This window comes from Lentzea sp. NPDC020367 (genome assembly GCF_044387305.1).
GTDB lineage: Bacteria > Actinomycetota > Actinomycetes > Mycobacteriales > Pseudonocardiaceae > Lentzea.
Genome location: NZ_JBIRVV010000004.1, coordinates 895749 through 920427, shown reverse-complemented (window position 1 = coordinate 920427; position 24679 = coordinate 895749). Strand labels below are relative to the sequence as shown.

2 protein-coding genes are annotated in these 24679 nt (G+C 70.0%); one reads left to right on the top strand and one right to left on the bottom strand.

The genetic code is table 11. The features are described 5' to 3' along the window. The coding region (locus ACH413_RS21655; protein WP_396425107.1) for a hypothetical protein at window positions 1-279 on the bottom strand (279 nt) is incomplete at its 3' end. Between ACH413_RS21655 and ACH413_RS21650 the strand changes: the two genes are divergently transcribed. Next, the gene (locus ACH413_RS21650; protein ID WP_360035151.1) at window positions 278-24673 is read left to right on the top strand and encodes a hypothetical protein; all 24396 of its coding nucleotides are present in this window, start codon (window positions 278-280) and stop codon (window positions 24671-24673) included. The genes ACH413_RS21655 and ACH413_RS21650 overlap by 2 nt on opposite strands. Window positions 24674-24679: the final 6 nt, after the last annotated feature.

Genomic DNA, 24679 nt, shown 5'->3' with positions numbered 1-24679 from the left:
CCTCTTCGGCTCCGACACCGACAGCGACGCCGAATCCGGGCCCGACATCAGCGGCGGCCTCTTCGGCAACGACACCGACAGCGACGCCGAATCCGGGCCCGACATCAGCGGCGGCCTCTTCGGCTCCGACACCGACAGCGACGCCGAATCCGGGCCCGACATCAGCGGCGGCCTCTTCGGCAACGACACCGACAGCGACGCCGAATCCGGACCCGACATCAGCGGCGGCCTCTTCGGCAACGACACCGACAGCGACGCCGAGTCCGACGGACCCGACATGAGCGGCGGCCTGTTCGGCTCCGACACCGACACCAACACGGCCCCGCCCGGCAACGCGACCGACAGCGACAGCGACGTCGACCCCTTCGTGGACGCCCAGTCCAACCCCGCCGCCACCAGCGACGTCGACACCAACAGCGACACCAACAGCGACACCGACTCCGACAACGACGCCTTCTTCGACGCCCGGTCCAACCCCGACACCGACGCCACCACGGACGGCACCCGTGGCGCGCCCCCGGCGCCCGGCGACACCGACGTCAGGCCGAACACCGACACGAACAAGTCCGCGGACACCGACGCGCCGTCCCAGAACACCCAGCAGACCACCGGCAACGGCCCGGCGCCGACCAGGGACGCCCCGGCGACCCCGCCGCCCGCGCAGAACGCCCCGCCGGCACCTCCCGCTCCCCCGGCCCCGCCCGCTCCCGCCTCGAACCTGAACCCCGACGGCACCCGCAAGGACGTGCCGAAGGTCGGCGCGCCGCCGGCGATGACGCCGCCGACCCCGGAGTCGCACAAGGGCAAGGAAGTCATCACCGACGGGTCGTGGCGCCACGACCCGGCCAAGACCGCGGAGTGGTCGAACCCGAGCAACCCGGCCGACCGCAGCACCTGGGCCGACCGCCGCAACGACACCGACGTGCGGACGGTCAACCAGACCGTGCACGACGTCCGCACGGACAGCACGCCGTCGAACATCAAGTCCTACCAGGGCCTGATCAACTACGACCTGCGCCGCATCGAGACGAGCCCCGGCAACTTCGTGCAGGAGTACACCGTCAAGGTGCACATCGATCCTGCGGCGAACATGACGCCGGAGGCCATCGCGCAGGTCAAGGAGAACGCCACCAACGGCGTGAACTCCATGCTGAACCAGGGCCACCGGCTGCCCAGCGGTGACCAGTTCCACCTGAACCTCGAGTTCACGGACAACAAGGCCGACGCGCACACCAGCATCAAGGTCGACCCGAACAACCCCAACCCGGACCAGACGCACTGGGGCGCCGACACCAGCCCCGAGGTCCTGGCTCACGAAACCCTGCACTACCTGGGAATCCCGGACGAGTACAAGGACTCGACCCGCGTCTTCCAGCAGCACGACACGAACTCCGGCGTGCACCAGAACGACGGCGGCATGATGGGCGCCGACATCCACCTGGACGACCCCGGCATCCGGCCGCGGCACCTGTGGCTGATCGAGAACACCGCCAACAGCCAGGTCGCGGTGCCCGACACCACGATCAACCCGGCCGGTCCGGCGACCGTGCCGCCGCCCGCGGACTGGACTCCCAAGCCCGCCGCGGACACCGCGCCCGCACCGTCCACTCCGGACACCGACAGCACCCCCGGCCCGGACGTGCAGACGCGGCCGATGCCCTCGGACACGCCGAACCTGCCCGGTAGCTGGGACGTCGACTCCGACGTGGACGCCGACGTCCGGCCCAACACCCAGAACCACCTGCCGAACCTCGACAAGGTCGGTCTGGTCGAGTCGGTGCTGCGCAGCGCCGCGTTCCAGAACACGCCGGTCCCGAACGCGTCACCGGTGGTCGGCACCAGCGACGTCAAGTCCACTGTGGACAACGTCCTCGCCGACGTCCAGCAGAACCCGCAGAACCACAACCACCCCGGTCTCACCCCGAACGGCCTGTCGAGCTTCGTCGCGAGCCAGGTCGACCCCGAGACGCTGGCGAAGTACCACCCGGACCTCCAGCCGAACATGCCCGGCCCCAACACCGGCGCCAAGCTCGACCAGTGGCGGGCGAACCTCGCGACCGAGCTCACGGCCGGGACGCCGAAGCGCTGGGACGTCGTCAACCTCGGCCTGAACACCGACGGCATGAAGCCCGGCGACGTCGACATGATCAACCACGTCACGCAGGAGGTGAAGCAGAACGGCGCGCTGCCGTCGTCGCCCGACCTCGTCACCCACGCCCTGCAGACGCCGTCCTGGGCCGACTCCCACGTCGGCTCGCACCTGCCTGACACGATCGCGCAGTCGCTGGGCGTGCAGCTCGTCGTCGACAACAACGGCGTGCAGACCACCCACGGCCCTGCGGGCGCGCCGCAGGTGCAGATCTCCTCGCAGAACGGCACGTTCGGCGCTCTCGGCGGTCCGACGCCGCAGGAGGTCCGCGCCGGCATGGAGGCCTGGCTCGGCGGCAAGTCCTCCGCCGAGGTCAACCAGACCGTCGGCGACCTCTACAAGGGGCGCCAGGACAAGGGCCTCTACGACGCGGCGCAGAAGACCCAGCTGATCAAGCGCGCTGCGGCGCACCCCGGCGGTCCGCAGGTCTTCACGAACGACCTGATGCAGCGGTCGGCGGACCTGCAGAGCCGGATCGACGACGCGAAGTCCAAGGGCTCCTGGAAGCCCGAGGCGATGCAGAACCCGCAGGAGCAGGCGCAGACGGCCGCGATCAAGGAACAGGTCGCGACCCTCACCGATCTGCTGGACAACACCAACAGCCAGATCGACACCCTGAACGCCGAAGGCCCGAACCTGGGCCTGACGCACATCATCGACACCCAGGTCGCGGGCCCGAACGCGGACGGGCTCGCGGGCATCAAGCCGGCCGTGCTCACCCAGCTCGACGCCCACCTGACCCAGCAGATCGCGGCGGCGGAGAACGCCGGGTTCGACGCGCAGAACCTCAAGGACCTGCAGACGCGGGTGCAGAACGAGGCTGACGTTCGCAAGGTGCTCTCCCACGCCTCGACGCGCGGCCTGGACGGGCTGACCACCCAGCTGGAAGACGCCAAGGTGGCGTTGGAGAACTACCGCAACGGCAAGTCGGCGAACACCGGCATCAACGGCCTCCTGACCCGCATGTTCGGCGGCGAGGTCGACAACTCGGTCGACTTCGACCAGAAGATCGCCGAGGCCGAGGCCCAGGTGCAGCGGACGGAGCACAACCTGTCGTTCGTCGGCAACCCCGACTACGACAACCGCTTCGACAAGGCCGCGGACATGTACGCGAACATCCAGGCCACGCAGGCCAAGATCGCGCAGATGAACGCGGACATCGAAGCGCGTGCGGAACGCCTGCGCGACCTCGATGCCAGGACCCGGGAGTTCAACGAGCGCCAGTTCGAGCGGGAGCTGGAGCAGCGCCGCCAGGAGCTCGCGAACGAGGCCGCCCTCAACGGCCCCGACTCCGACGCGCGGTCGGACGTGCAGTCCGACCTCGACGCCCAGTCGGACGTGGAGTCCGACCTCGACGCGCAGTCGGACGTGGAGTCCGACGTCGACACGCGGCCCGGCAACAGCGGGCTCAACCCGCGGCAGGAGTTCGCGGGCTTCAGGGCCTCGCTCTTCGGCAAGACCCCCGCCGAGCTCGCCGACCTCGCCGTGGAACATCGCAACGACCCGTTCCACGTGCAAGAGATCAACCAGATGTCCCGCAACCTGGAGATCGCGCAGAAGCCCGGTGGCATCCAGCAGCACCTGAGCGACCTCCGGACCGAGATCAACGAGAACCACCGCAAGGCGACCGACCTGAAGCACGTCACCGACGCGCTTCCGGACATGTTCAAGTCCGAGCTGATGCGCACGGACCAGGCCGAGCGCCAGGCCCAGCAGCAGACGCTCAAGCAGCAGCAGTCGCAGCTCTCCAACGAGCTGACGACGCTGCAGTACGACCACAAGGACGCGCTCACGACGTACGCGCTGAACCTGCCGCCGGACGACCTGAACGCTCCCGGCTGGCAGTCGGTGTCGCCGCAGGACGTCGAGGTCCTCCAGGACCACGTCACGGACCTGATCCGCGACGCGCGCGTGGCCGGTCAGCCGACCCCGGAGCTGGACCGGCTCTACGGCCAGCTCCAGGACCTCCAGCTCATCGACTCGGCGGTGCCCTACCGGCCGGAGACTCCTCCGGTCCAGGTGGACGACGCCTCCTCCGTCCACTCGGACAACGACGCGCCACCCCCACCGGCAGGCGACGTCCGCGACCGCGGGGCCGACCAGAACCAGCAGGCCCAGCCCGCACCGGCACCGGCGCCCGCGCCCCGTGCCGAACCGGGTCCGTTCATGCAGGACCCGGCGGCGCGACCCGCGAACCCGGACGTCGACCTCGTGGTGCCCGGCGGCTTCGGCCCCGTCCAGGAGGGCACGTCGCCGCGGGCGTTCGCGGCGTCGCTGTACGGCCTGGACACCCCCGCGCTGCGTGAGATGCAGCAGAACCCGGCGTACAACAACAACCCGGACCGTGCGGCGGCGATCCAGAACGCGCTCGACATCTCCCGCCACGCCGGTCCCCCGCACCTCTACGACCAGCGGACGCAGATCGCCGAGCAGGGCCTCGCGAAGGCCAAGGCCGACAGCACCCGGTGGAACGCCGCCGACATGGTGCCCGACGCCCTCAAGACCCAGTCGATGCTGGACGACCAGGCGGCCCGCCGGGAGCGGGCCGGCCGCGACGTCCAGTGGCAGCAGAACCGGGTCGACCAGTTCACGAACAACCGCGACGCGGCGCTCACCACGTACGCGCTGCAGCAGCCCGCCGACCCGAACTCCTACGGCTGGCGCCAGTTCAGCGACGCCGACATCGTGGCCGTGCAGACCCACCTCGACCAGCAGATCCAGGACGCGCAGACGGGCGGCCACAACACCGGCCACCTCGAGGCCCTCCGGGAGTTCACCAACGAGGTCCAGGCAGCTCGCCAGGACGCGGACACGCGCCCCGCTCCGCCCGCGCCCGACACGGACACGCGGTCGGCCCCCGACGCGGACACGAACACCGACGCCGACGTCGAGACCCGTCCCGCGCCGCCGAAGCCGACGCCGAACCCGGTCATCCCGATGACCACCATGGCGCCGCAGCCGGTCGGCCAGGTGCCGAACACGAACCTGCCGAGCTTCTTCCAGGACAACAAGGCGCTCGGGTCGATCACGCCGACCGAGGTGCGCGGCGCGGACGCCGTCGTGGCCGAGATCCAGGGCCTCAAGGCGGACGACCAGGCGCGCATCAAGAACGCGATCGAGAACGACTTCGAGACGTTCCTCGACGGTGGCCGCAACTTCCAGGTGAAGATCGGCAACGCCTGGTTCGAGGCGAACATCCGCGCCGAGATGCACGCGGACGCCGACACGAACGTCGCGACCGACGCCGACACCAAGGTCGACAAGAACTACCAGGCCGCCACGTCGTCCACGACGACGAACACCATCTCCACGTCCAACGACGTCGGCGCCTCGGCCACGGCCGGTGTCGCGATGGGCCCGTACGGCACGGCGGGCGGCAAGGCCGCGCTCGCGACGCCCGCGGTGTCGCAGTCGAACACGAACAGCACCACCGAGCAGCGTGCGATCAAGGGCTCGGACGACGGCTCCAAGAAGGTCACCGTCCCGGTCTCCTACGAGATCACGCTGACCGACGCGTCCGGCAACCCCAAGCAGTTCGCGACCCTGAGCACCGGCCCGGACGTCACGCTGCAGATCCCCGCGGACCTCAGCACGATCACCGACTCCGGCAAGACGTCCGACGTGAAGAAGCCGGACGACGCCGCGTGGGGCACGAAGCTCGAGAACGCGGTGCCGGAAGCGGTGGTGGTCAAGGACTCCGGCAAGGCGTTCACCGACGTCGCGGCCGGTCTGCACCCGTCGATCACGAAGGTCGGCTCGCCCGGCCGCGAGGTGCTGCAGAACTTCCTGAGCCCCACCTCGATCCGCAACAACCTGCCGTCGATGCTCGGTGGCTTCGTCACGTCCCCCGACCTGCTGAGCCCGCACGCCAGCAAGGCCGGCGCGGTGCAGATGACCGCGACGCTGAAGGAAGCGAAGCTGGTCGGCACGCACGACACGGCGGCGCTGGACCTGAAGGACACCTCGTCCTGGGGCAGCAGTGTGTCCGCGTCCACCAAGACCGGGTTCGACGCCACGGTCGGAGGCGGCGGCAACATCGGCGTGCCCGGCCAGGTCGGCGGCACCGTCGGCGCGACCGCGACGTACTCCGCGCGCACCGCGGAGGGCGTGAACGCGGGGTCGAGCAGCAGCCACAAGACCGGCATCGGTGTGAAGAACGAGACCGGCATGTACGAGGTCACCGCCGAGGTCGAGGTCCGCACGCCGTCCGGTGAGAGCGTGAAGATGGAGGTCACCACGCACATGCGCATGGGCCTCCACGAGGCCGGTGCGGTGGGGCTGCCCACCCCGGACGGCACCAGGAACTCGATCACCGACCCGGCCACGGCCGACACGAAGTTCCTGCCGCCGTTCGTCGCCGACACGATCGCCGCCGGCAACGCGAAGGTCGGCGAGTTCACGCCGGCCAACAAGGTGCAGGGCCAGGTCGAGGGCGCGCTCAAGGACATCCCCGGCATGGCCAAGTTCCTGCCGCAGTGGAACAACCCGGACGCGAACCCGCGCAGCAGCAAGGGTCAGGGCTTCGCCGACGTCGCCGAGCAGCTCGCGAACCAGCGCAAGATCGCGGCGACGCTCTCGCCCGCCGCGTTGAAGGCCAACATGGACAGCCTGCTCGGTCCGGGCGTCCAGGTGCAGCTGAAGAACTCCGGCAAGACGACGAACACCTACGTGAACGTCACGGTCAAGGCGAAGGTCAGCAACCCGAAGCACCTCGGCCAGGCCGACGCGCGCCCGGTCAGCGACTCGACCACGACCGGTCCGAAGCTCGACGCCAACACCAGCACCACCAAGGGCTGGACCGGCGGCATCAGCGGCAGGGCGAACATCCCGGTCAAGACCGGGGTCGCCTCGCTCACCCCGATGCCGCAGGCGGGTGTGTCCTACAGCCACTCGTGGACGGACAAGACCGCGGCGGGACCGGCGGTCAGCGCCACGTCGTCGAACCCCGGCAGCCCGGACGCCCAGGTGTTCCAGCAGGACGTCGAGTTCGAGGTCGAGATCACGACCTTCACCCGGCCCCGCACGTGGGTGCGCAACGTCGTGCCCGGAGCACCCGGACAGCAGGCGCCCCAGGTGACGACCGTCGCCAAGACCGGCGCGGGCCTCGACAAGATCGACGGCAAGGTCAACCTGTGGGTGTCGGACGGCTCGACGCTCAAGAACGACCCGGGCGACGGCTTCAAGCCCGGTGACCCGAAGCCCACGCAGCTCGAGAACTCCCCGACCGTCAAGGACCTGCTCAACCCGAAGGAAGCGCGGCCGAAGTCGCCGGAGTTCCTCAACGTCGAGGCGGTCGCGAACACGACGGCGTTGCGGGACCAGGCGATCGACGCGCTCAACCGCGCGGCCAACGGCGACTCGGCGCTCACCACGCCGGGCACCGCGTCCCGTGCCCAGATCGACAAGATGTTCGCCCCGGAGAACATCAAGGCGAACCTGCAGCGGCTCATCGAGACCGGTGTGCAGGAGCAGGGCCTGAAGTACGACCGGCGCGTCACCGACCGTTCCGGCGCCATCGGCATGTCCGTGAAGCTGGGCGACGCGAAGCTGGTGTCCATTTCGGACACCACCGGCTCCGACAACTCGGTCAGCGGTGGCTACAAGGCCGGTTCGTCGTCCTCGACCAGCCGGTCCGTCGACCTCACCGCGGGCATCAACGTCCCGGTGCGGCCGAACGTCACCCCGCCGCCCGCGGGCACCCCGTCGAACCCGAGCGGGTCCGGCGGTGTCGCGGCGACCGGCAAGATCACGCCGTGGTCGGACAGCAAGACCACGTCGAACGAGATCGGCGGCAACGTCGACCGCGGCCGGACCACCCCCGGTGACGCGCGGACCGTGCTGGTCCAGATCGACGCCGAGTTCACCATCGTCGGCGAGAGCCGCGCGGGGAACTTCCTGCACGGGGGCACCCCGCACGCCGAGGGCGTGACGGTGGACATGCCGAAGTCGGTGTTCGTGCGGGTGTCCGAGGACGTCGCGCGCGAGATGGGCGTGCTGCCCAAGGTCGAGTCGACCGTGCCGAAGCCGGACTTCCCGAAGATGGCCCCGCCGTCGACGGTGGCGACCAACGAGCCCGGCGCGCTCGGTCTGTCCAACGTGGAGTCGGTGCCGAACCTCTCCGGTGTGGTCAACAACCTCACCGCCGAACTGTCCGCGAAGACCAAGAAGTTCGGCAGCGACTCGCTGATCCCGGACTCGGTCCTCAAGGACTCGATGAGCAACCTGCAGCGCATCGTCGACCTCAACTCGTCGGCCAGCGTCAAGGCGATGATCGACAGCGCGCTCGACGGCGGCGTTCCGCTGCTGGTGCACCAGCCCGGCACGTTCGGCAAGGACTCCTACCAGGTCACGTTGCGCGCCAAGACGGGCGAACCGCAGTTCGACCAGGTCGTCAACGACGGCGTGGACATGTCGCACAACGTCGGTGGCTCCCGCAAGGAGAGCGACGGCACGGGCCGCGGCTCCGGCTGGGGTGCGGGCCTGCGGGCACCGGGCCTGGCCTCACCGGGCAGCGCGAACCCGGCCGTCTCGGGCACCGCGGGTGTCAGCGCGGGCGCGAACATCGGTGGCAGCAAGAGCAGTTCGGTGACGACCTCGACCAACGAGGCGTTCAGCCAGACCCGCACGGCGAGCGGACCGGCGGCGCAGTTCACCGTGCCGGTCGAGTTCGAGCTCGTGGTGGAGAAGGGCAACAAGGAGATCGCGCGGGCGGAGAGCGGCCCGCAGGAGATGAAGGTCCGCACGCACGCGGACAACCAGAAGATCTCCCAGCCGACCACCGGTCACGGGAACCCGCAGCCGTACATGTCGGCGGCGAGCAGGCGCAGCAGCGAGTTCGGCACTCCCGAGGCGACGTTCGCGTTCCAGCAGGACACCCGTGCCTCGCAGCTGCCGCCGACCGCGTCGGTGGAGAACCTGCGCGGTGCCAAGGACCTGCGCGACGCCGCGGTGAAGGCGATGACGGACGCCGGTGCGGGCAAGGGCCTGACCGGCAAGGGCACGGGCTCGCTCAACGCCCTGTTCTCGACGCTGAGCCCGGAGAACCTGCAGCCGCACCTGCCGTCGATGCTGTCCGGCCCGCTCGACGTGCCGGGCCTGAAGGAAGCGGCGCTGACGTTCGGGCAGGACGCCGACGTCAAGGTCTACGCGAAGCTGGTCAACCCGCAGCTCGGGTCGCTCAGCGACGACGTCAAGATCGAGACCCCGCTGACCACGAAGACCACCGAGACCTCCAGCGAGGCCAAGGTGTCCGAGACCGCCGACGTGTCGGTCGGTCTCGCGCAGGGCGGCGCGGCGGTCAAGCAGGGCACCGACCCGAAGGACACCGTCAACTTCGGCACCGGCGGTGTCGAACTGCGGCACGCGGGTGAGGACTCCTCCGCGGTGTCCGGCGGCCCGGCGCAGGCCGAGGGCGGCAACGTCAAGCCCAAGGACACGTCCCGCACCGGTCTCGTGCAGTTCGACGTCGAGTACCGGGTGGTCGCGACGATCGGCGGCAAGACCTCCGTCGTCGACCTGTCCGTGCCGAACTCGGCCGGTGTGCGGATGCCCGCCGCCGAGGTCGAGACAATGCTGGACCAGCAGCTCAGCGACTCGTTGAAGGACGCCCAGACCGACGTCAAGAAGGCGGCCGACGACTGGCGGACCGCCGAGAAGGACGTCGAGAAGGCTCGGCACGACACCCAGGACGCGATCAACGAGGCCGCGGCCGTGCTGGCGCGGACCGACTCGAAGCTGGGTGAGGCGTCGACGACGCTGAACACGGCGATCGACACGCACATCGACGCGGAGACCAACCTCGCGCCGGTCCAGACGGCGTTCGACAACACGATCAGGGACGCGGGCCAGACCCGTGCCGCGATCAGGGACCTCAACGCGCAGGCCGTGTCGCTCAGCCAGGACGCCCAGGTGGCCGACAACGCGGTGAACGACGCGCGGGCCAACGGCGCGCCGCAGGCCGAGATCGACCAGCTCACGCAGGACGCCGACGCGGCGCACACCGCGTTGGCCGACGTGCAGCAGCAGATCGCCGACGCGCGTGCGGAACTCGACGTCCAGCGGCAGGCCGCCACGAACGCCCGCACCGACCTCCAGGGACCGAAGGAGGTCGCCGCCCAGGCCGAGGCCGCCCGCACGGCCGCCAACGACGCGCGCCAGCAGCTCGTGAACGAGCAGGCGGCGGCCGAGAAGGCGATCAAGGACGCGGAGACCAGGCTCGACGCCGCCCGGCGCGACGCGGACGCCAAGCAGAAGCTGTGGTGGGACGCCAAGGCCAAGGTGGACAACGAGGTCGACTCGTTCAACACCGCGGCGAACACCCCGCCGCCGGTGCCGCCCAAGCCGACCACGACCACCACGACGTCGAACGTCGACGAGAGGCCGCTGCCGCCACTGCCGCAGGAAGCCTCTGTGGCGGAGACCAGCAGGAGTGGCGCCGAGACGCGTCCCGCGCCGCCCACGGCACCGCCCGCTCCCCCGGCGTCGGACGCCAGGCCCGACGCGCCGAAGAAGGTCAAGAGCGGCGGCGCACCGCCGAGGATGACCCCGCCGACCCCGGAATCCCACCAGGGCAAGGACGTCCTCACCGACGAGTCGTGGCGGCACGACCCCGCGAAGACCGCCGACTGGTTCGCGCCGAGCAAGCCGGCCGACCCGAGCACGTGGGCCGACCGCAGGGCCGGCGCGAACGTCAAGACGGTCGACGTGGTCGTGCACGACATCCGCACGAACAGCACGCCGACGAACCTGAAGTCCTACAAGGGACTCATCAACTACGACCTGCGCCGCATCGAGACCTCGCCCGGCAACTTCGTGCAGGAGTACACCGTCAAGGTGCACATCGACCCTGCCGCGAAGACCGACCCCGAGGTCGTCGCACAGGTCAAGGAGAACGCCACCAAGGGCGTGAACTCGTTGCTGAACCAGGGACACCGGCTCCCGAGCGGCGACCAGTTCCACCTGAACCTGGAGTTCACCGACAACAAGGCCGACGCCCACACCAGCATCAAGGTCGACGCGAAGAACCCCAACGTCGACCAGACGCACTGGAACCCGAACACCAGTCCCGAGGTCCTCGCCCACGAGACGCTGCACTACCTCGGCATTCCGGACGAGTACAGCGACAAGTCGCGCGTGTTCCAGCAGCACGACACGAACTCGGGCGTGCACCAGAACGACGGCGGCATGATGGGCGCCGACGTCCACGGCAAGGAGCCCGGCCTGCGGCCGCGGCACCTGTGGCTCGTCGAGCGCACCGCCACCAGCCAGGTCATGGTGCCCGACACCAGGCTGGGCGACACCGGCCCGGCCATCACCCCGCCGAGCACGACGCCGAACTCCACGCCGGACGGCGACACCCGGCCGATGGTGTCGAAGCGCGACCGCTCCCCCGAGAGCGACGGCAACTCCCCGGTCGACGACCGGGCCACCAAGAAGAAGCCGGAAGCCGACCGCTGGACCAACGCCGAGCCCGGACCGAGCAACACCGGCGTCCCGATGGACGTCGACTCGGACTCCGAGATCGACGACCTGGCAGCCGAGGTGAACAGGGTCTCGCTGGACGACGCCGACTTCGCGTTCAACCCCGCGTTCGAGGCGCTGGTCAAGGACACCGATTCCGTGCTGCCGACCAGGGACAGCTACCTCGGTGACCTCCGCAAGAGCGTCGAGGAGGGCAGGCGCCCGTCGTTCGTGGTCAACATGATCGTGAGCCACAGCGCGCTGAACGACCCCAAGGCCGACATCAACAAGGTCATCGACGCGATCACCAAGGACGCCGGCCCGCTCGGCAAGGACATGGTGTTCGTGATCGGCGTGAACGGCCCGACCGGCGCGGACGGGCAGATCAACACCCAGATCGGCAAGGCGCAAGAGGCCGTGGCGAGCCGGAAGGAACCGATCGCCCTCGTGCAGTTGCCGACCTTCGCCCCGAAGGACGGCTTCCCGTTCGGCCGCATGCGCAACGGCACGATGCACAGCTCTGCCACGGAGATCGCCATCGGTGCGATGAACGGCAAGGGCACGCATCCGTACATCTCGTTCCAGGACTTCGACACCGGCTCGCGACGGGTGCAGACCCCGGACGGCGCGCCGCCGAAGGACATCTTCACCCACGTCGCCGAGTCGATGAGCTCGGACGCGGGCCCGATCCGTCCGCTGCTGTACTCGGGCGGCTACCGCGTCGGTGACCCGGCGAAGCTCGTCACGGACACCCAGGCGCGGATCGACGCCGAACGGGCGTCGGTCAAGAACGATCCGAAGCTCACGGCCGCGAAGCGCAAGAAGGCGCTCGACACGCTGAAGGTCGCGCAGGACTACCTCGCGAAGCCGGAGTTCGCCGAGAAGTTCCAGCAGGCGATGAGCGACGACATGGACGCGCGGAGCCGTCAGAAGGACTCGGCGCCGCTGCTGCCCTACTCGCCGGAGCCCAACCTGTTCATGGACGCGGCCGTCGCGGTCGTGGACCCCGAGGTGAAGTTCAGCGACGGCGGCAACGAGTTCGGCGACCTGAGCGACTCGATCAACGAGTTCGCCGGCAAGGAACTGGTCGAGCTCCACGAGAACCAGCTGCCCAGCCCGCCGAAGCCCAGCGAGTCGCTCGCCGAGGCCAAGGCCAAGCTGGAGTCGGACATCGCGGAGGAGGGCCGTGCCCCGAGCCCGGCCGAAACCGTGACCCTGCAGCGGTTCCAGGCCGCGATCGACAAGGCGGAAGCGGACGTCGCGCAGCTCAAGTCCGAGGTCGAGGCGACCTACCGGGCCCAGCGCCCCGATCTTCCGCAGGCCACGATCGACGCCGCGGTCGAGGCGGTGGTCAACGGCTCGCTCACGAACAGCACCATCGAGTCGGCCATCGACGTCGACATGCAGAACAACCGCAACCCCTACCGCGGCGAGAACTTCACCAGCGACTTCGTCAACGGCGCGGTCGGCACCGACCTGTCCCGCCTCGCGCTCGGTTTCGCGAAGACCGAGGGCAAGCAGTGGCCGCAGTCGCACGTCGCGCTCACCTCGGTGACGAACCGCGCGTACGGCGGCCTGCCGGACGCGGACGGCAAGGTGGACAACAAGGCGGACCGGGCGGCGAAGGCCGACGCGTCCGGCGCGAAGATCCGCGACGGCTACGGCGACAAGAAGCCCAGGGCGAGCGGTGCGCCGAACCCCGGCAACAAGGCGCACTCGCGGCGCGAGGCCCAGCAGATCACCCAGCACACCTACAGCTACGACCCGCAGACCGGTGTCCGCACCGAGACGGGCAAGTCCGGCGGCTGGCAGCCGTCCAAGCTCGACGCGCTGCACCTCGGCTGGGAGGACAAGAACACCCTCGGCGGCGCGATCTCCGCACCGATCCCCGGCCACGGCCACATGGGCGTGGACCCGCAGGTCGACCCCACCACCGTCTACCCGGAGCCGGCCAAGGACGAGGACACCGATAGCGGCAGCGACAGCGATAGCGACGTCGACAGCGACGTCGAGGAGAAGGCTCCGGCCAAGAAGGCCAAGAAGGCCAAGACCGAGGACGACGTCCAGCACATCGTTCCGGGCAACAAGCAGCAGAAGATGGCCACGATGCTCAACCTGGCCATGTCGGCCAACACGAGCAACGTGACCCGCACGTTCGGCACGCTGGAACACGGCATCCTGCCGATCGCCGCGGCACCGCGCCCCGACGGCCTGTTCAACACCGTGCACGGCGTCCTGACGAGCCAGGCTCCTCCCCCCGCGGCCGGTTCCAGCAAGAAGGGCAAGGCGAAGGCCGCTCCGGCGATCAAGACCCCTGCCCAGCTGCGGGCCGGCGCGGTCCAGAAGGCCTCGATCTCGTCGACCGCGATCAACAAGGAGATCGCGAAGTTCCGCCAGCAGCACGGTCTCGACAACGGCCACCTGGTCACCGCGCTCGTCGAGCCGGGACCGCCGTCGGTCACCGACCCCAAGGCCGATCCGTTCGCCTTCGCGCACCCGGCCGACGTCGCCAAGCTCGCCAAGGCGGAGGAACTGGCCGCCAAGCTGCTCGCGACCGAGATCGGCCGTCCGCTGACGATCCACGGCCCGGCCGGGTCCACGACCGTCGAGCCGTTCTTCGAGCCCCGGCCGGAGACGAACTCGAAGTCGTCCCCCGCGGCCGTCAAGAAGGCGAACACCTGGACGAAGCCGGTGTTCCCGGCTCCGCTGGAGATCGACGCCCACCCGCAGGAGAACGGCAGGAGCAGGTTCACCCCGCACGACCCGGCGAACCCGCCGCGGCCGCTCGACGACCCGATGGACTCCGACCAGGACCAGGAGACCCGCCAGGCACCGCCGCCACCGTCCACTCAGGACGCTTCGGTGTGGACGGCGCCGGAGGCGGACGCCGACACCGAGGTCGAGGTCGAGACGCGACCGGCACCGCCGACGCCGAACCCGGCCATCCCGATGACCGTGATCGCGCCGCAGCCCGTCGGCCAGGTCATGCCGGGCACGCAGGCCCTGCCCGGCTTCTTCCAGGACAACAAGGCGCTGGGCACGATCGCGCCGACGAATGTCCGCGGCGCCGAGAACGTCACGAACGCGATCGAGAACCTCAAGCCCGCCGACGCCGCCCGCATCCAGCAGGCGATCACCGGTGACTTCGAGTCGTTCCTGGACAAGGGCCGCAACTTCCAGGTCAAGATCGGCAACAACTGGTACGAGGCGAACATCCGCGCCACCATGCAGGCGCAGACGGACGTCGCCCCGGTGGACGCGCCCGGCGTCAAGGTCGACGCGACCGCGCAGTCGGGCAACACGTCGTCGGCCACGCACACCGTCGCCACGGCCAACGACATCGGCGGCTCGGCCTCGGCCAGCAACGGGTTCGGCGCGTACGGCTCGCTCGGCGGCAAGGCGCAGTTCGCCACGCCGGCGCAGTCGCAGAGCATGTCGTCGTCGCTCACCGACCAGCGGATCATCCGCGCGGGCGAGGGGTCGACGCAGGCCACGGTGAACGTGTCCTACGACATCACGCTGACCAACGCGAGCGGTGGGCTCCGGCCCGTCGCCACGGTCGACACCGGCACCGACGTGACGTTGCAGATCCCGAACGACCTCGCCACGATCACGAGCTCGGGCAACACCTCCGCCGCGGTCACGCCGCCGGACGCCAAGTGGGGCGCCAAGCTCGAACACCCCGCTCCCGAGGCGGTGTCGGTCGACAACCCGGCGAAGGCGTTCTCCGACGTGGCGCGCAAGCTGCACCCGTCGATCGTCAAGGTGGGCTCGCCCGGCCGTGAGGCGCTGCAGAACTTCCTGAGCCCCACCGAGATCCGCAACAACCTCGGCGCGATGCTCGGCGGCGCCTACGTGACGTCGCCGGACCTGATCAGCCCGCACGCCAGCAAGGGCGCCGCGGTGCAGATGAAGGCGACGCTGCAGAGCGCGCAGCTCGTCGGCACGCTCGGCACCGGTCAGCTCCGCCTGCACGAGACCTCCGCGCACAGCAGTGGTGTGTCCTCGACGACCAAGTCCGGTGGCGACTTCAACGCGGGCGCCGGCTTCAACGCCGGTCTGCCGAACGTGGTGGGCGGCCAGGCCGGTGCCACGGTCGGCTACGCCGCGCGCGTCGCGGAGAACGTCAACGCGGGCATCAACACCGCGCACAAGAGCGGCATCCAGCTCAAGGGCGACACCGGTCTGTACAAGGTGACCGCCGAGGTCGAGGTCCGCACGCCCAGCGGCGAGAGCGTCAAGATCCCGGTCACGTCCTACCTGCGGGTCGGTCTGCCCGAGGCGGGCCAGATGGGCCTGCCGACGCCGGACGGCACGCGCGACAAGATCGTCGACGAGACCAACAAGGGCCAGAAGTTCCCGCCGCCCTACATGAGTGACGCGCTCGCCGCGGGCAACGCCAAGGTCGGCGAGTTCGCGGTCGCGTCGGAGGTCCAGACGCAGATCGAGGAGGCGCTGCGGGACGTCCCCGGCCTGGCGAACTTCCTGCCGAGCTGGAACGACCCCCACTCGAACCCGCGCAGCAGCAAGGGCAAGGCCTTCTCCGACGTCGCCGAGCAGCTCGCGAACCAGCGCAGGCTGACCTCGCAGCTCTCGCCGGCGGCGTTGCGGACCAACATGGACAGCCTCATGGGTCCCGGCGTCCAGGTGCAGCTCAAGAGCAGCAGCAAGTCCACCAACACCTACGTCAACGTCACCGTCAAGGCGAAGGTGACCGGCACCGAGCACCTCGGTCAGGCCGACGCGCGCAACGTCCGCGACGCGTCGTCGACCGGTCCGAAGCTCGACAGCTCCAGCAGCACCACCAAGGGCTGGAGCGGTGGCGTCGAGGGCAAGGTCGTCATCCCGGCGGAGACCAAGGCCGCCAAGCTGTCGCCGGCGCCGCAGGCCGGGGTGAAGTACAACCACTCGTGGACCGACAAGACCTCGGCAGGCCCGACGGTCAACAGCACCTCGCTGAGCGTCGGCAGCCCGAACGCCCAGGTGTTCCGGGGCGACGTGGAGTTCGAGGTCGAGATCACCACGTTCACCCGGCCGCGGGCCTGGGTGCGGCGGGTCGTGCCCGGCGCTCCCGGTTTCCACTCGCCGGAGCAGCACACGGTCGCGAAGACCGGTGACGGCGCCACCGACCTCAAGCCCATCAAGGGCCCGGTCAACCTCTGGGTGTCGGACAGCTCCACTTTGGACACCGACCCCGGCAAGGGCTTCGAGCCGGGCGCGCCCGAGCCGAAGACGCTCAAGGACGCGCCGACCGTCAAGAAGCTCCTGAGCACCAGGAACCCGGAGAAAGCACCGGACTTCCTGCACGTGGAGGCCGTCGCGAACACGACGGCGCTGCGCGACCAGGCCATCGACGCGCTCAACCGCGCGGCCGGTGGCGACTCGGCGCTGACCGTGCCGGGCACCGCCTCCCGTGCGCAGATCGACAAGATGTTCTCCCCGGAGAACATCAAGGCGAACCTGCGCACGCTGACCGAGACCGGCATCCAGGAGCAGGGCCTCAAGTACGACCGCCGGGTCACCGACCGGACGGGCGCCATCGGCGTCAAGTTCGGGCTGAGCAACCCGAAGATCGTGTCCATCTCGGACAACACCGGTACCGAGAACGCCAGCACCGGTGGTTACAAGGCGGGCCAGTCGTCGTCGACGAACCGGTCGGTCGACGTCACCGCCGGCATCAACGTGCCGATCAAGCCGAACTACCCCGCGCCGCCCGCCGGTGAGCCGACGCCCGCCAGCGGTGCCGGTGGCTTCGCGGTGGCCGGCAAGGTCACGCCGTGGTCGGACTCGAAGTCGACCGGCAAGGAGGTCGGCGGCAGCCACGACCGCAACTACGTGACGCCCGCGGGCGGCCGCACCGTGCTGGTGCAGCTCGACGCCGACGTCACCGTGGTCGGCGAGAGCCGTGCGGCGAACTTCATCGCCGGCACCACGCCCAGGGCCGAGGGCGCGACCGTCAGCCTGCCGAAGTCCGTCTTCGTGCGGGTGACCGAGGACGTGGCGCGGGACATGGGTCTGCTGCCCGACGTGCAGCCGACCGTGCCCAAGCCCGAGTTCCCGAAGATGGCGCCGCCGGCGACGGTGGCGAAGGGCGAACCGGGTGCGCTCGGTCTGTCCACCGTGGAATCCGTGCCGGACCTGTCGAACGTGGTCGAGGACCTCTCGAACAAGGTCAACGCGAAGACGGCGAAGCGCTTCGGCGACCCGCTGCTGCCGGACTCGGTGCTCAAGGACTCGATGAGCAACCTGCAGCGCCTGGTCGACTTCAGCTCGCCGGCCAGCGTCAAGGCGATGATCGACAGCGCGCTGGACGGCGGCGTTCCGCTGCTGGTGCACCAGCCCGGCACGTTCGGCAAGGACTCGTACCAGGTCACCCTGCGGGCCAAGGCGGACACGCCGAAGTTCCAGAACGTCGTCAACGACGGCGTCGAGATGGAGTCGACGATCGCCGGCTCGCACAAGGTGACCGATGGCCAGGGCCGCGCCACCGGCTGGGGCCTCGGTCTCAAGGCGCCGGGCCTCGCCCAGCCGGGCAGCGCGAACCCGAACGTCTCCGGCACCGCGGGTGTCATGGCGGCGGCGAACATCGGGCAGTCCAAGAGCAGCTCGGTCTCCACGTCCACGACGGACCAGTTCGCGAGCTTCCGCGCGGGCAGCGGACCGGCGGCGCGCTACACCGTGCCGATCGAGTTCGAGCTCGTCGTGGAGAAGGGCGACAAGGAGATCGCGCGGGCCGAGAGCGGCCTGCAGGAGATGACCGTCCGCCTGCACGCGGACAACCAGAAGGTCGACGGCTCGGCCGCGGCGCAGCCCTACGCGAAGGACCAGAACTCCCGCACGGCCGACCAGGGCACCCCGCAGGCCGCCTCCGACTGGCAGCAGGAGGGCAGCCCCTCCGCGCTGCCGCCGGGCGCGTCGGTGGAGAACCTGCGTGGCGCGCAGGACCTGCGTGAGGCGACGATCCAGGCGTTGAAGGACGCCGGCGCGAAGAAGGGCCTGACCGGCAAGGGCACGGGCGCGTTGAACAGCCTGCTGTCCACGCTGAGCCCGGAGAACCTGCAGCCGCACCTGCCCGGAATGCTGTCCGGCCCGCTGACCGTGCCGGGCCTGCACGAGGCCGCGCTGACGTTCGGCCAGGACGCGGACGTCAAGGTCTACGCCAAGCTGGTCGACCCGACGCTGGGCTCGCTCAGCGACGGTGTGGCGCTGGAGAACCCGAAGTCTCAGGTCACCGCGACCAGCACGGACTCGAAGGTCACCGAGACCGGCGACCTGTCCGCCGGTCTCGCGACCGGTGGCGCGGGCGTCAAGCAGAACACCGACCCGAAGGACAACGTCACCTTCGGCACCAGCGGTGTCGAGCTGCGGCACGCCGGCGAGGACTCGACGGCGAACTCCGGCGGGCAGACCGACAACAAGGTCAACAACCTCAAGCCGAAGGCGACGACCGGACTGGTGCAGTTCGGTGTCGAGTACCGCGTGGTCGCGACGATCGGCGGGAAGACCTCCGTCGTCGACCTGTCCGTGCCGAACTCGGCCGCGGTCCGGATGCCCGTCTCGGACGCGCAGACGGTGCTGGGCAAGAACTTCAGCCCGGAGCTCACGACCGCCCAGACCGAGGTGAAGACCGCGGCGGACGCCTGGCGCACCGCCGAGGTCAACGTCGACACCGAGCGGCACGCAGCGCAGCAGGTGATCAACAACTCGGCCGCGACGCTCGCCAGGGCCGACTCGGCGTTCACGTCCTTCCAGATCGACTACAACAAGGCGATCCAGAAGCACCTGGACGAGCAGGCGAAGCTCCCGGCTCTGGAGACCAGGGCCGAGATCGCCCGCCAGGAGGCGCAGCGCGTTCTCGACGCGATCTCCGAGCTGTCGCCCAAGGTCGGCGGCTTCGGCGCGCTGGCCATGACCGCGCAGTTCGAGATCGACGACGCCAAGTCGGACGTCGAGGCCAAGGCCACCACGCTGCGGACGCTGGAGGCCCAGCTGGCCGCGGCGCCGGGCAACGTGGCCCTGCAGGGTCAGGTCGACGCGGCCAGGCTGGCGCACACCAACGCCCAGACCACGTTGCGCACGGCGGAGGGCTCCTTCGCCAACGCCAAGGCGGGCATGGAGGACGCCCAGCACCAGCTGGACCTCGCCAACGCCGCGATCGGCGGTCTGCGCACGGACGCCGCCACCCGGCGTGCGGAGCTCGTGGCTCAGCAGCAGGTCGTGACCCAGTTCGAGGCCGCCCGCATCGCGCAGCAGGCGCGTCACGACCAGGCCGCAGCCCAGCTCGCCACCGACCACGCGACGCAGAAGGCGCTCGTCACGGCGGCCGAGACCAGGCTGAACACCGCCCGCACCGCCGCGGACGGACGGCAGCAGGAGTGGTGGGACAAGAAGGCGGCGGTCGACCAGCGGATCACCGACTACAACAACCCGCCGTCGACGACCACCACGTCGTCGTCCACTCCCCCGCCGCCTCCGCCCGCTCCGGAGACGTCCTCGTCCCCGGAGGCTTCTTCCAGCAGGGACGTCGAGACGCGTCCGGCGCCGCCTGCTGAAACGTCCTCGTCCAGCGAGGCGTCGACGAGCAGGAGCGCCGCACCGCAGCCGCCGAACGCGCCGTCCACCGAGGCGACCACGTCGAACGCGAACAGCGACACCGACGCGCCCACCAGCGTGCCGAACGTCGTGGTGGAGAGCCATCTCAAGGCGTTGACGGCGGACGCGATGACGAACGCCTCCCCGCTCGCCAACGAGGTGGAGGCGGCACTGCGGTCGGACACCAGCCGGTACGTGCAGTCCGAGGCGGGGCTCGCCCTGCTGCGGGCGTCGGTCGTGCTCGACACGAGGACCGACGACATCGCCACGATGATCCAGCGGCACGGTGTCGACCAGGTGGCGCGGGCGTTCACCAGGGAGTTCGGCCGCCCGATCATCGAGACGGCGCAGCTGGCGCAGTTCGGCGACCTGAGCACTCCGGAGAGCCGGACCGCGTTCAACGGCTGGGCGCACCGCATGTGGGACACGATCGGCAGCACGCCGTCCTACACCGCGAACCCGGACAAGCTCGCCGCCGACGTCTTCAACCACGACAAGGGCTACAACCGCGGCACGAACTTCGCGCAGGAGACGGCGTTCGCGGAACTGGTCGGCGCACCGTCGCTGGCCGACGCCATCGTCGCGACCAAGGTCTACGGCACCGACTCCTACAGCCAGGCGCTGTGGGTCCAGAAGGTGCTGGGCGACGCGGAGATCATCCCGTCGGACGCGATCGTGAGCCCGCAGGCGTTCACGCAGGCCGTCACGGACCACCGGGCCGAGATCGGCGCGGCGCTCGGCGCCGAGGTGACGCCGGAACTGGTCACCGAGCTGAAGCAGCACCTCCAGGGCGACGGCATGGTCGCCGACGACCCGGCGCCGGCTCCGGCCACCGCGCCCGTGCCGCCGTCGGCTCCCGCTCCCACCACCGAGGCCGAGGCCCGGCTGGTGGAGTTGACCGACGCCGCCATGGAGAACGCCACCCCGCTGATGAAGCAGGTGGAGGCGGAGCTCAAGGCGAACCCGCAGAAGTACCTGAACCACAAGGAGGGCCTGGACCTGCTGCGTGCCTCGGCCGTCCTGCACGTCAACGCGGGCGACGTCGCGGCGCTGGTCGACCAGCACGGCCTGGAGGCCGTCCAGAAGGCGTTCAACGACCAGTTCGAACGGCCGATCATCGAGAGCGAGCAGATCGAGGCGTTCGCCGACGACCCCGGCCACGGCAAGTTCGACGACTGGTCGCACCAGCTGTGGAACACCCTCGAAGGCAGCCCGACGTTCGCGGCCGACCCCGCGAAGATCGCCTCCGAGATCTTCGACCACGAGAAGGGCTACAACCGGGCGTTCAACTTCGCCCAGGACGCCGCGATCATCGACGTGACCGGCGCGCCGTCGCTGGCCGACTCGATCCGCGAGATCAAGCCCGACGGCACCGAGCCCCACCACCAGGCGTTGTGGACGCACAAGGTGCTCGCCAAGTCGCAGCTCGTACCGGCGGGCCTCGTCGGCCCGGAGGTGTTCACCCAGGCCGTCACCGACAACCGGACCGAGCTCGGTCAGGTGCTCGGCGTCCAGCTCGACACCGCGGCGATCGCCGTGATGACGGCGAACCTGCAGGACTACGGCATCGTCGACGACGACCCGGCCCCGTCCGCTCCCCCGATGGAGGCGCCGACGTCGACCGTGCCGCCCAGCGACCCGAGTCCGTTGCACAGCACGGACACGAGCGCGGCGTGGTTCGACCCGCAGAACCCGGTGTCGTCGCAGGCCATCGCGGACGCCCGTGCCACGACCCCGGCCACCAGCTGGGTGCGCGGTGAGGACGGCGGTGTCCTCGACTCGACGAAGGTCGGCCCGCACGGCATCAACATGCAGGCCTGGCGCGGCCCGATCGCGTACGACAACCGCGTGCTGAACGTGGACGGCGTGCCGGTCCGCGACTTCACCGTCCGGCTGCACCTCAACGGCGGCGACGCCGACGTCCAGGACCGCACCCGCGCGGGCGTCGAGGAGCTGTACAACCAGGGTTACAAGCTGCCCGGCGGCGAGCAGTTCCACGTCACGGTCGAGTTCACGAACGACCCCGCTGACGCGCACGCCACGATCGACGTCACGAACGACCCGAAGGGCAGGGCCAACCAGCTCACCTGGCCCTCGCACACCGACTCGCGGCGCCTGGCGCACGAGGTCGGGCACTTCCTCGGGTTGCGCGACGAGTACCTGGAGACCGGCGACGTGAAGCCGATCTTCCAGCACGAGGACGGCAGGGGCCGCGTCGTCAACGACAACTCCCCCATGACCCAGGGCATCGACAAGGCGGACGCCCGGCTCAAGCCGCGCCACCTCCAGCTGGTCCAGAACCGGATGGAGGCGCTGCAGTCGCACAACCCGCCGCAGCCCGGCGCCGACGAGCGGTCGGAGCTCCCGCCGCCGAACATGCCCAAGCGCGGCAACGAACACCTCGGCGAGGACCCGGCAGGGGACGCCGTCAAGCGGACCCGCGAGGAGCTCGAGGAGTTGTCCATCGAGGACAACGCGGACGTCGAGATGGCCGAGCAGGAAGCCACGCCGTTCAACGAGAACGGCGTGCACAACGCGGCGTACGAGAACCTGGCCCGGGGCAACGCGCTCGCGGAGGTCACCACCGAGAACTACCTGCAGTGGACGCAGGCCAGCATCGACGCCGACGAGAAGCCGTCGTTCGTCGTCAGCATGATCGTCCGGGCGAGCGAGCTCGACCAGCTCGACACCGTCATCGACGGTGTCATGGCCGGCGCGCACGACATGGACGGCCGCGTGGCGTTCGTGCTCGGCGTGAACGGCGCGACGCAGGCGGAGATCGACGCCGCCATCGCCACCGCCACCCCGTCGGTCGTCGGCCGGCCGGAAGCGGTCGCGCTGGTGAGCGTTCCGCACGGCCCGCAGGGCTTCAAGTTCGGCGAGACCCGCAACGCCACGCTGGAAAGCGAGGCGCACGTGTTCGCGGTGACCGCACTGGCCGTGGCCGGAACGCACCCGTACGTGGCGGTCATGGACTTCGACGCGGGCGACCGCACGACCCGCGACGGCGCGCACGTCTTCGACCACGTCGCCAAGCTCACGGAGGCGCACGAGGTCGGCCCCGCCGACGGTCCCGACGTCTCGAAGCCGTTGCGGCCGCTGATGATCGGCGGCGGCTACCGGGTGGCGGTCACGCCGGAACAGCTGCGCGCCGACGTCCTCGCCCGCATCGACGGCGACTCGAAGACCTCGGACGCGCAGAAGGAGGCCTACCGGGCCGAGCTCGACCAGCCGGGCTTCCACGAGCGGTTCGTGCACGTGATCGACGCGGACATGCACGCGCGCCGCAACCAGCAGGGCATCCACCCGCTGCTGCCCTACACGCCGGAGCCGAACCTGTTCGTCGACGGCCTGGTGCCGCTGGTGGACCCGAACGTGCGGTTCGGTCCAGGCCAGGCGGAGTTCGGGCAGCTCAGCCAGTCGCTCAACCGGTTCTACGCGGCGGAGCTGGCCAAGCTGCACACGCCGGCCGACGCCGCGGACATGGAAGCCGCCACCGAGATGGCCAAGGTGGACGTCCAGAACAACCGGCACCCGGTGCGCGGTCAGGCGTTCGCGACCGACTTCGTGGCGGGTGACACGGGCACCGACCTGTCCAGGATCGCCTACGGGCTGATCACGGACGGCAAGCTGCCGCAGTCGCACACCGCGCTGCCGAACGTGTCGGAGCGGTTCCTCGACGGCAAGCCCGCCAAGAAGGGCACGAAGTTCGCCGACGAGCGCGCACGTCTCGCCACCGGTGCGCACGCCGTGGTCGAGCCGTTCCTGCCTCCTGCCGCAGGGCAGACCACGAACACGTGGACCCCGCCCAACACGATGAAGACCCAGCTCGGCGCGCCGCAGAAGAACCGGATGAACCCGGCCGTGTCCGCGCCGATGCCCGCTCCGTTCGACCAGATGCAGGCGGGCGTCCAGAAGGACCAGAAGGTCGTCGCGGCCCACGGGCTCGTGGCGTCCGACCACGTGAGCAACACGCAGCGGCAGTTGCGGTTCCTCAACGAGGACGTCCTGGTCCGCCAGCCCGTCCCGCCGGTCACCGACAACGGCCTGTACGCCGTCGTCGCGCAGGCCCGCGGCCTGAACCCGGTGACGCTGCGCCAGCAGGTGGTGGGCCTCGCGGCCACCCACCAGGCGGTGACCAGGTTCGTGGCGGACTACACCGTCAGCCGGCCGATGCACCAGGGCCACATGAACGGCGCGCTGGTGGAGAACGCGAACTGGCACATGAAGCCCGACGCCGCCGAGAACGTCGGCGCCGGCAACGCCCGTGACCTGGTCGGACAGCTGATCGCGACGCAGCAGGGCGTCAACATCCGGATCCACCAGGCAGGCGGCAACCCGGTGCTGCTGCGGCCGATGGGCCCGCCGTTCCCCGACACCGTCGACGTCGAGATGGTGATCGACGGCCGGCAGGTCACCTACCGGCCGTACCAGCCGCCGGGAGGGGTGCAGCCGGACGCGCAGATGCATTAGCGTGGC

What these genes read in the sequence shown, in the direction of transcription:
- ACH413_RS21650 (WP_360035151.1), top strand. Translation starts at nt 278, where the DNA reads ATGAGCGGCGGCCTGTTCGGCTCCGACACCGACACCAACACGGCCCCG.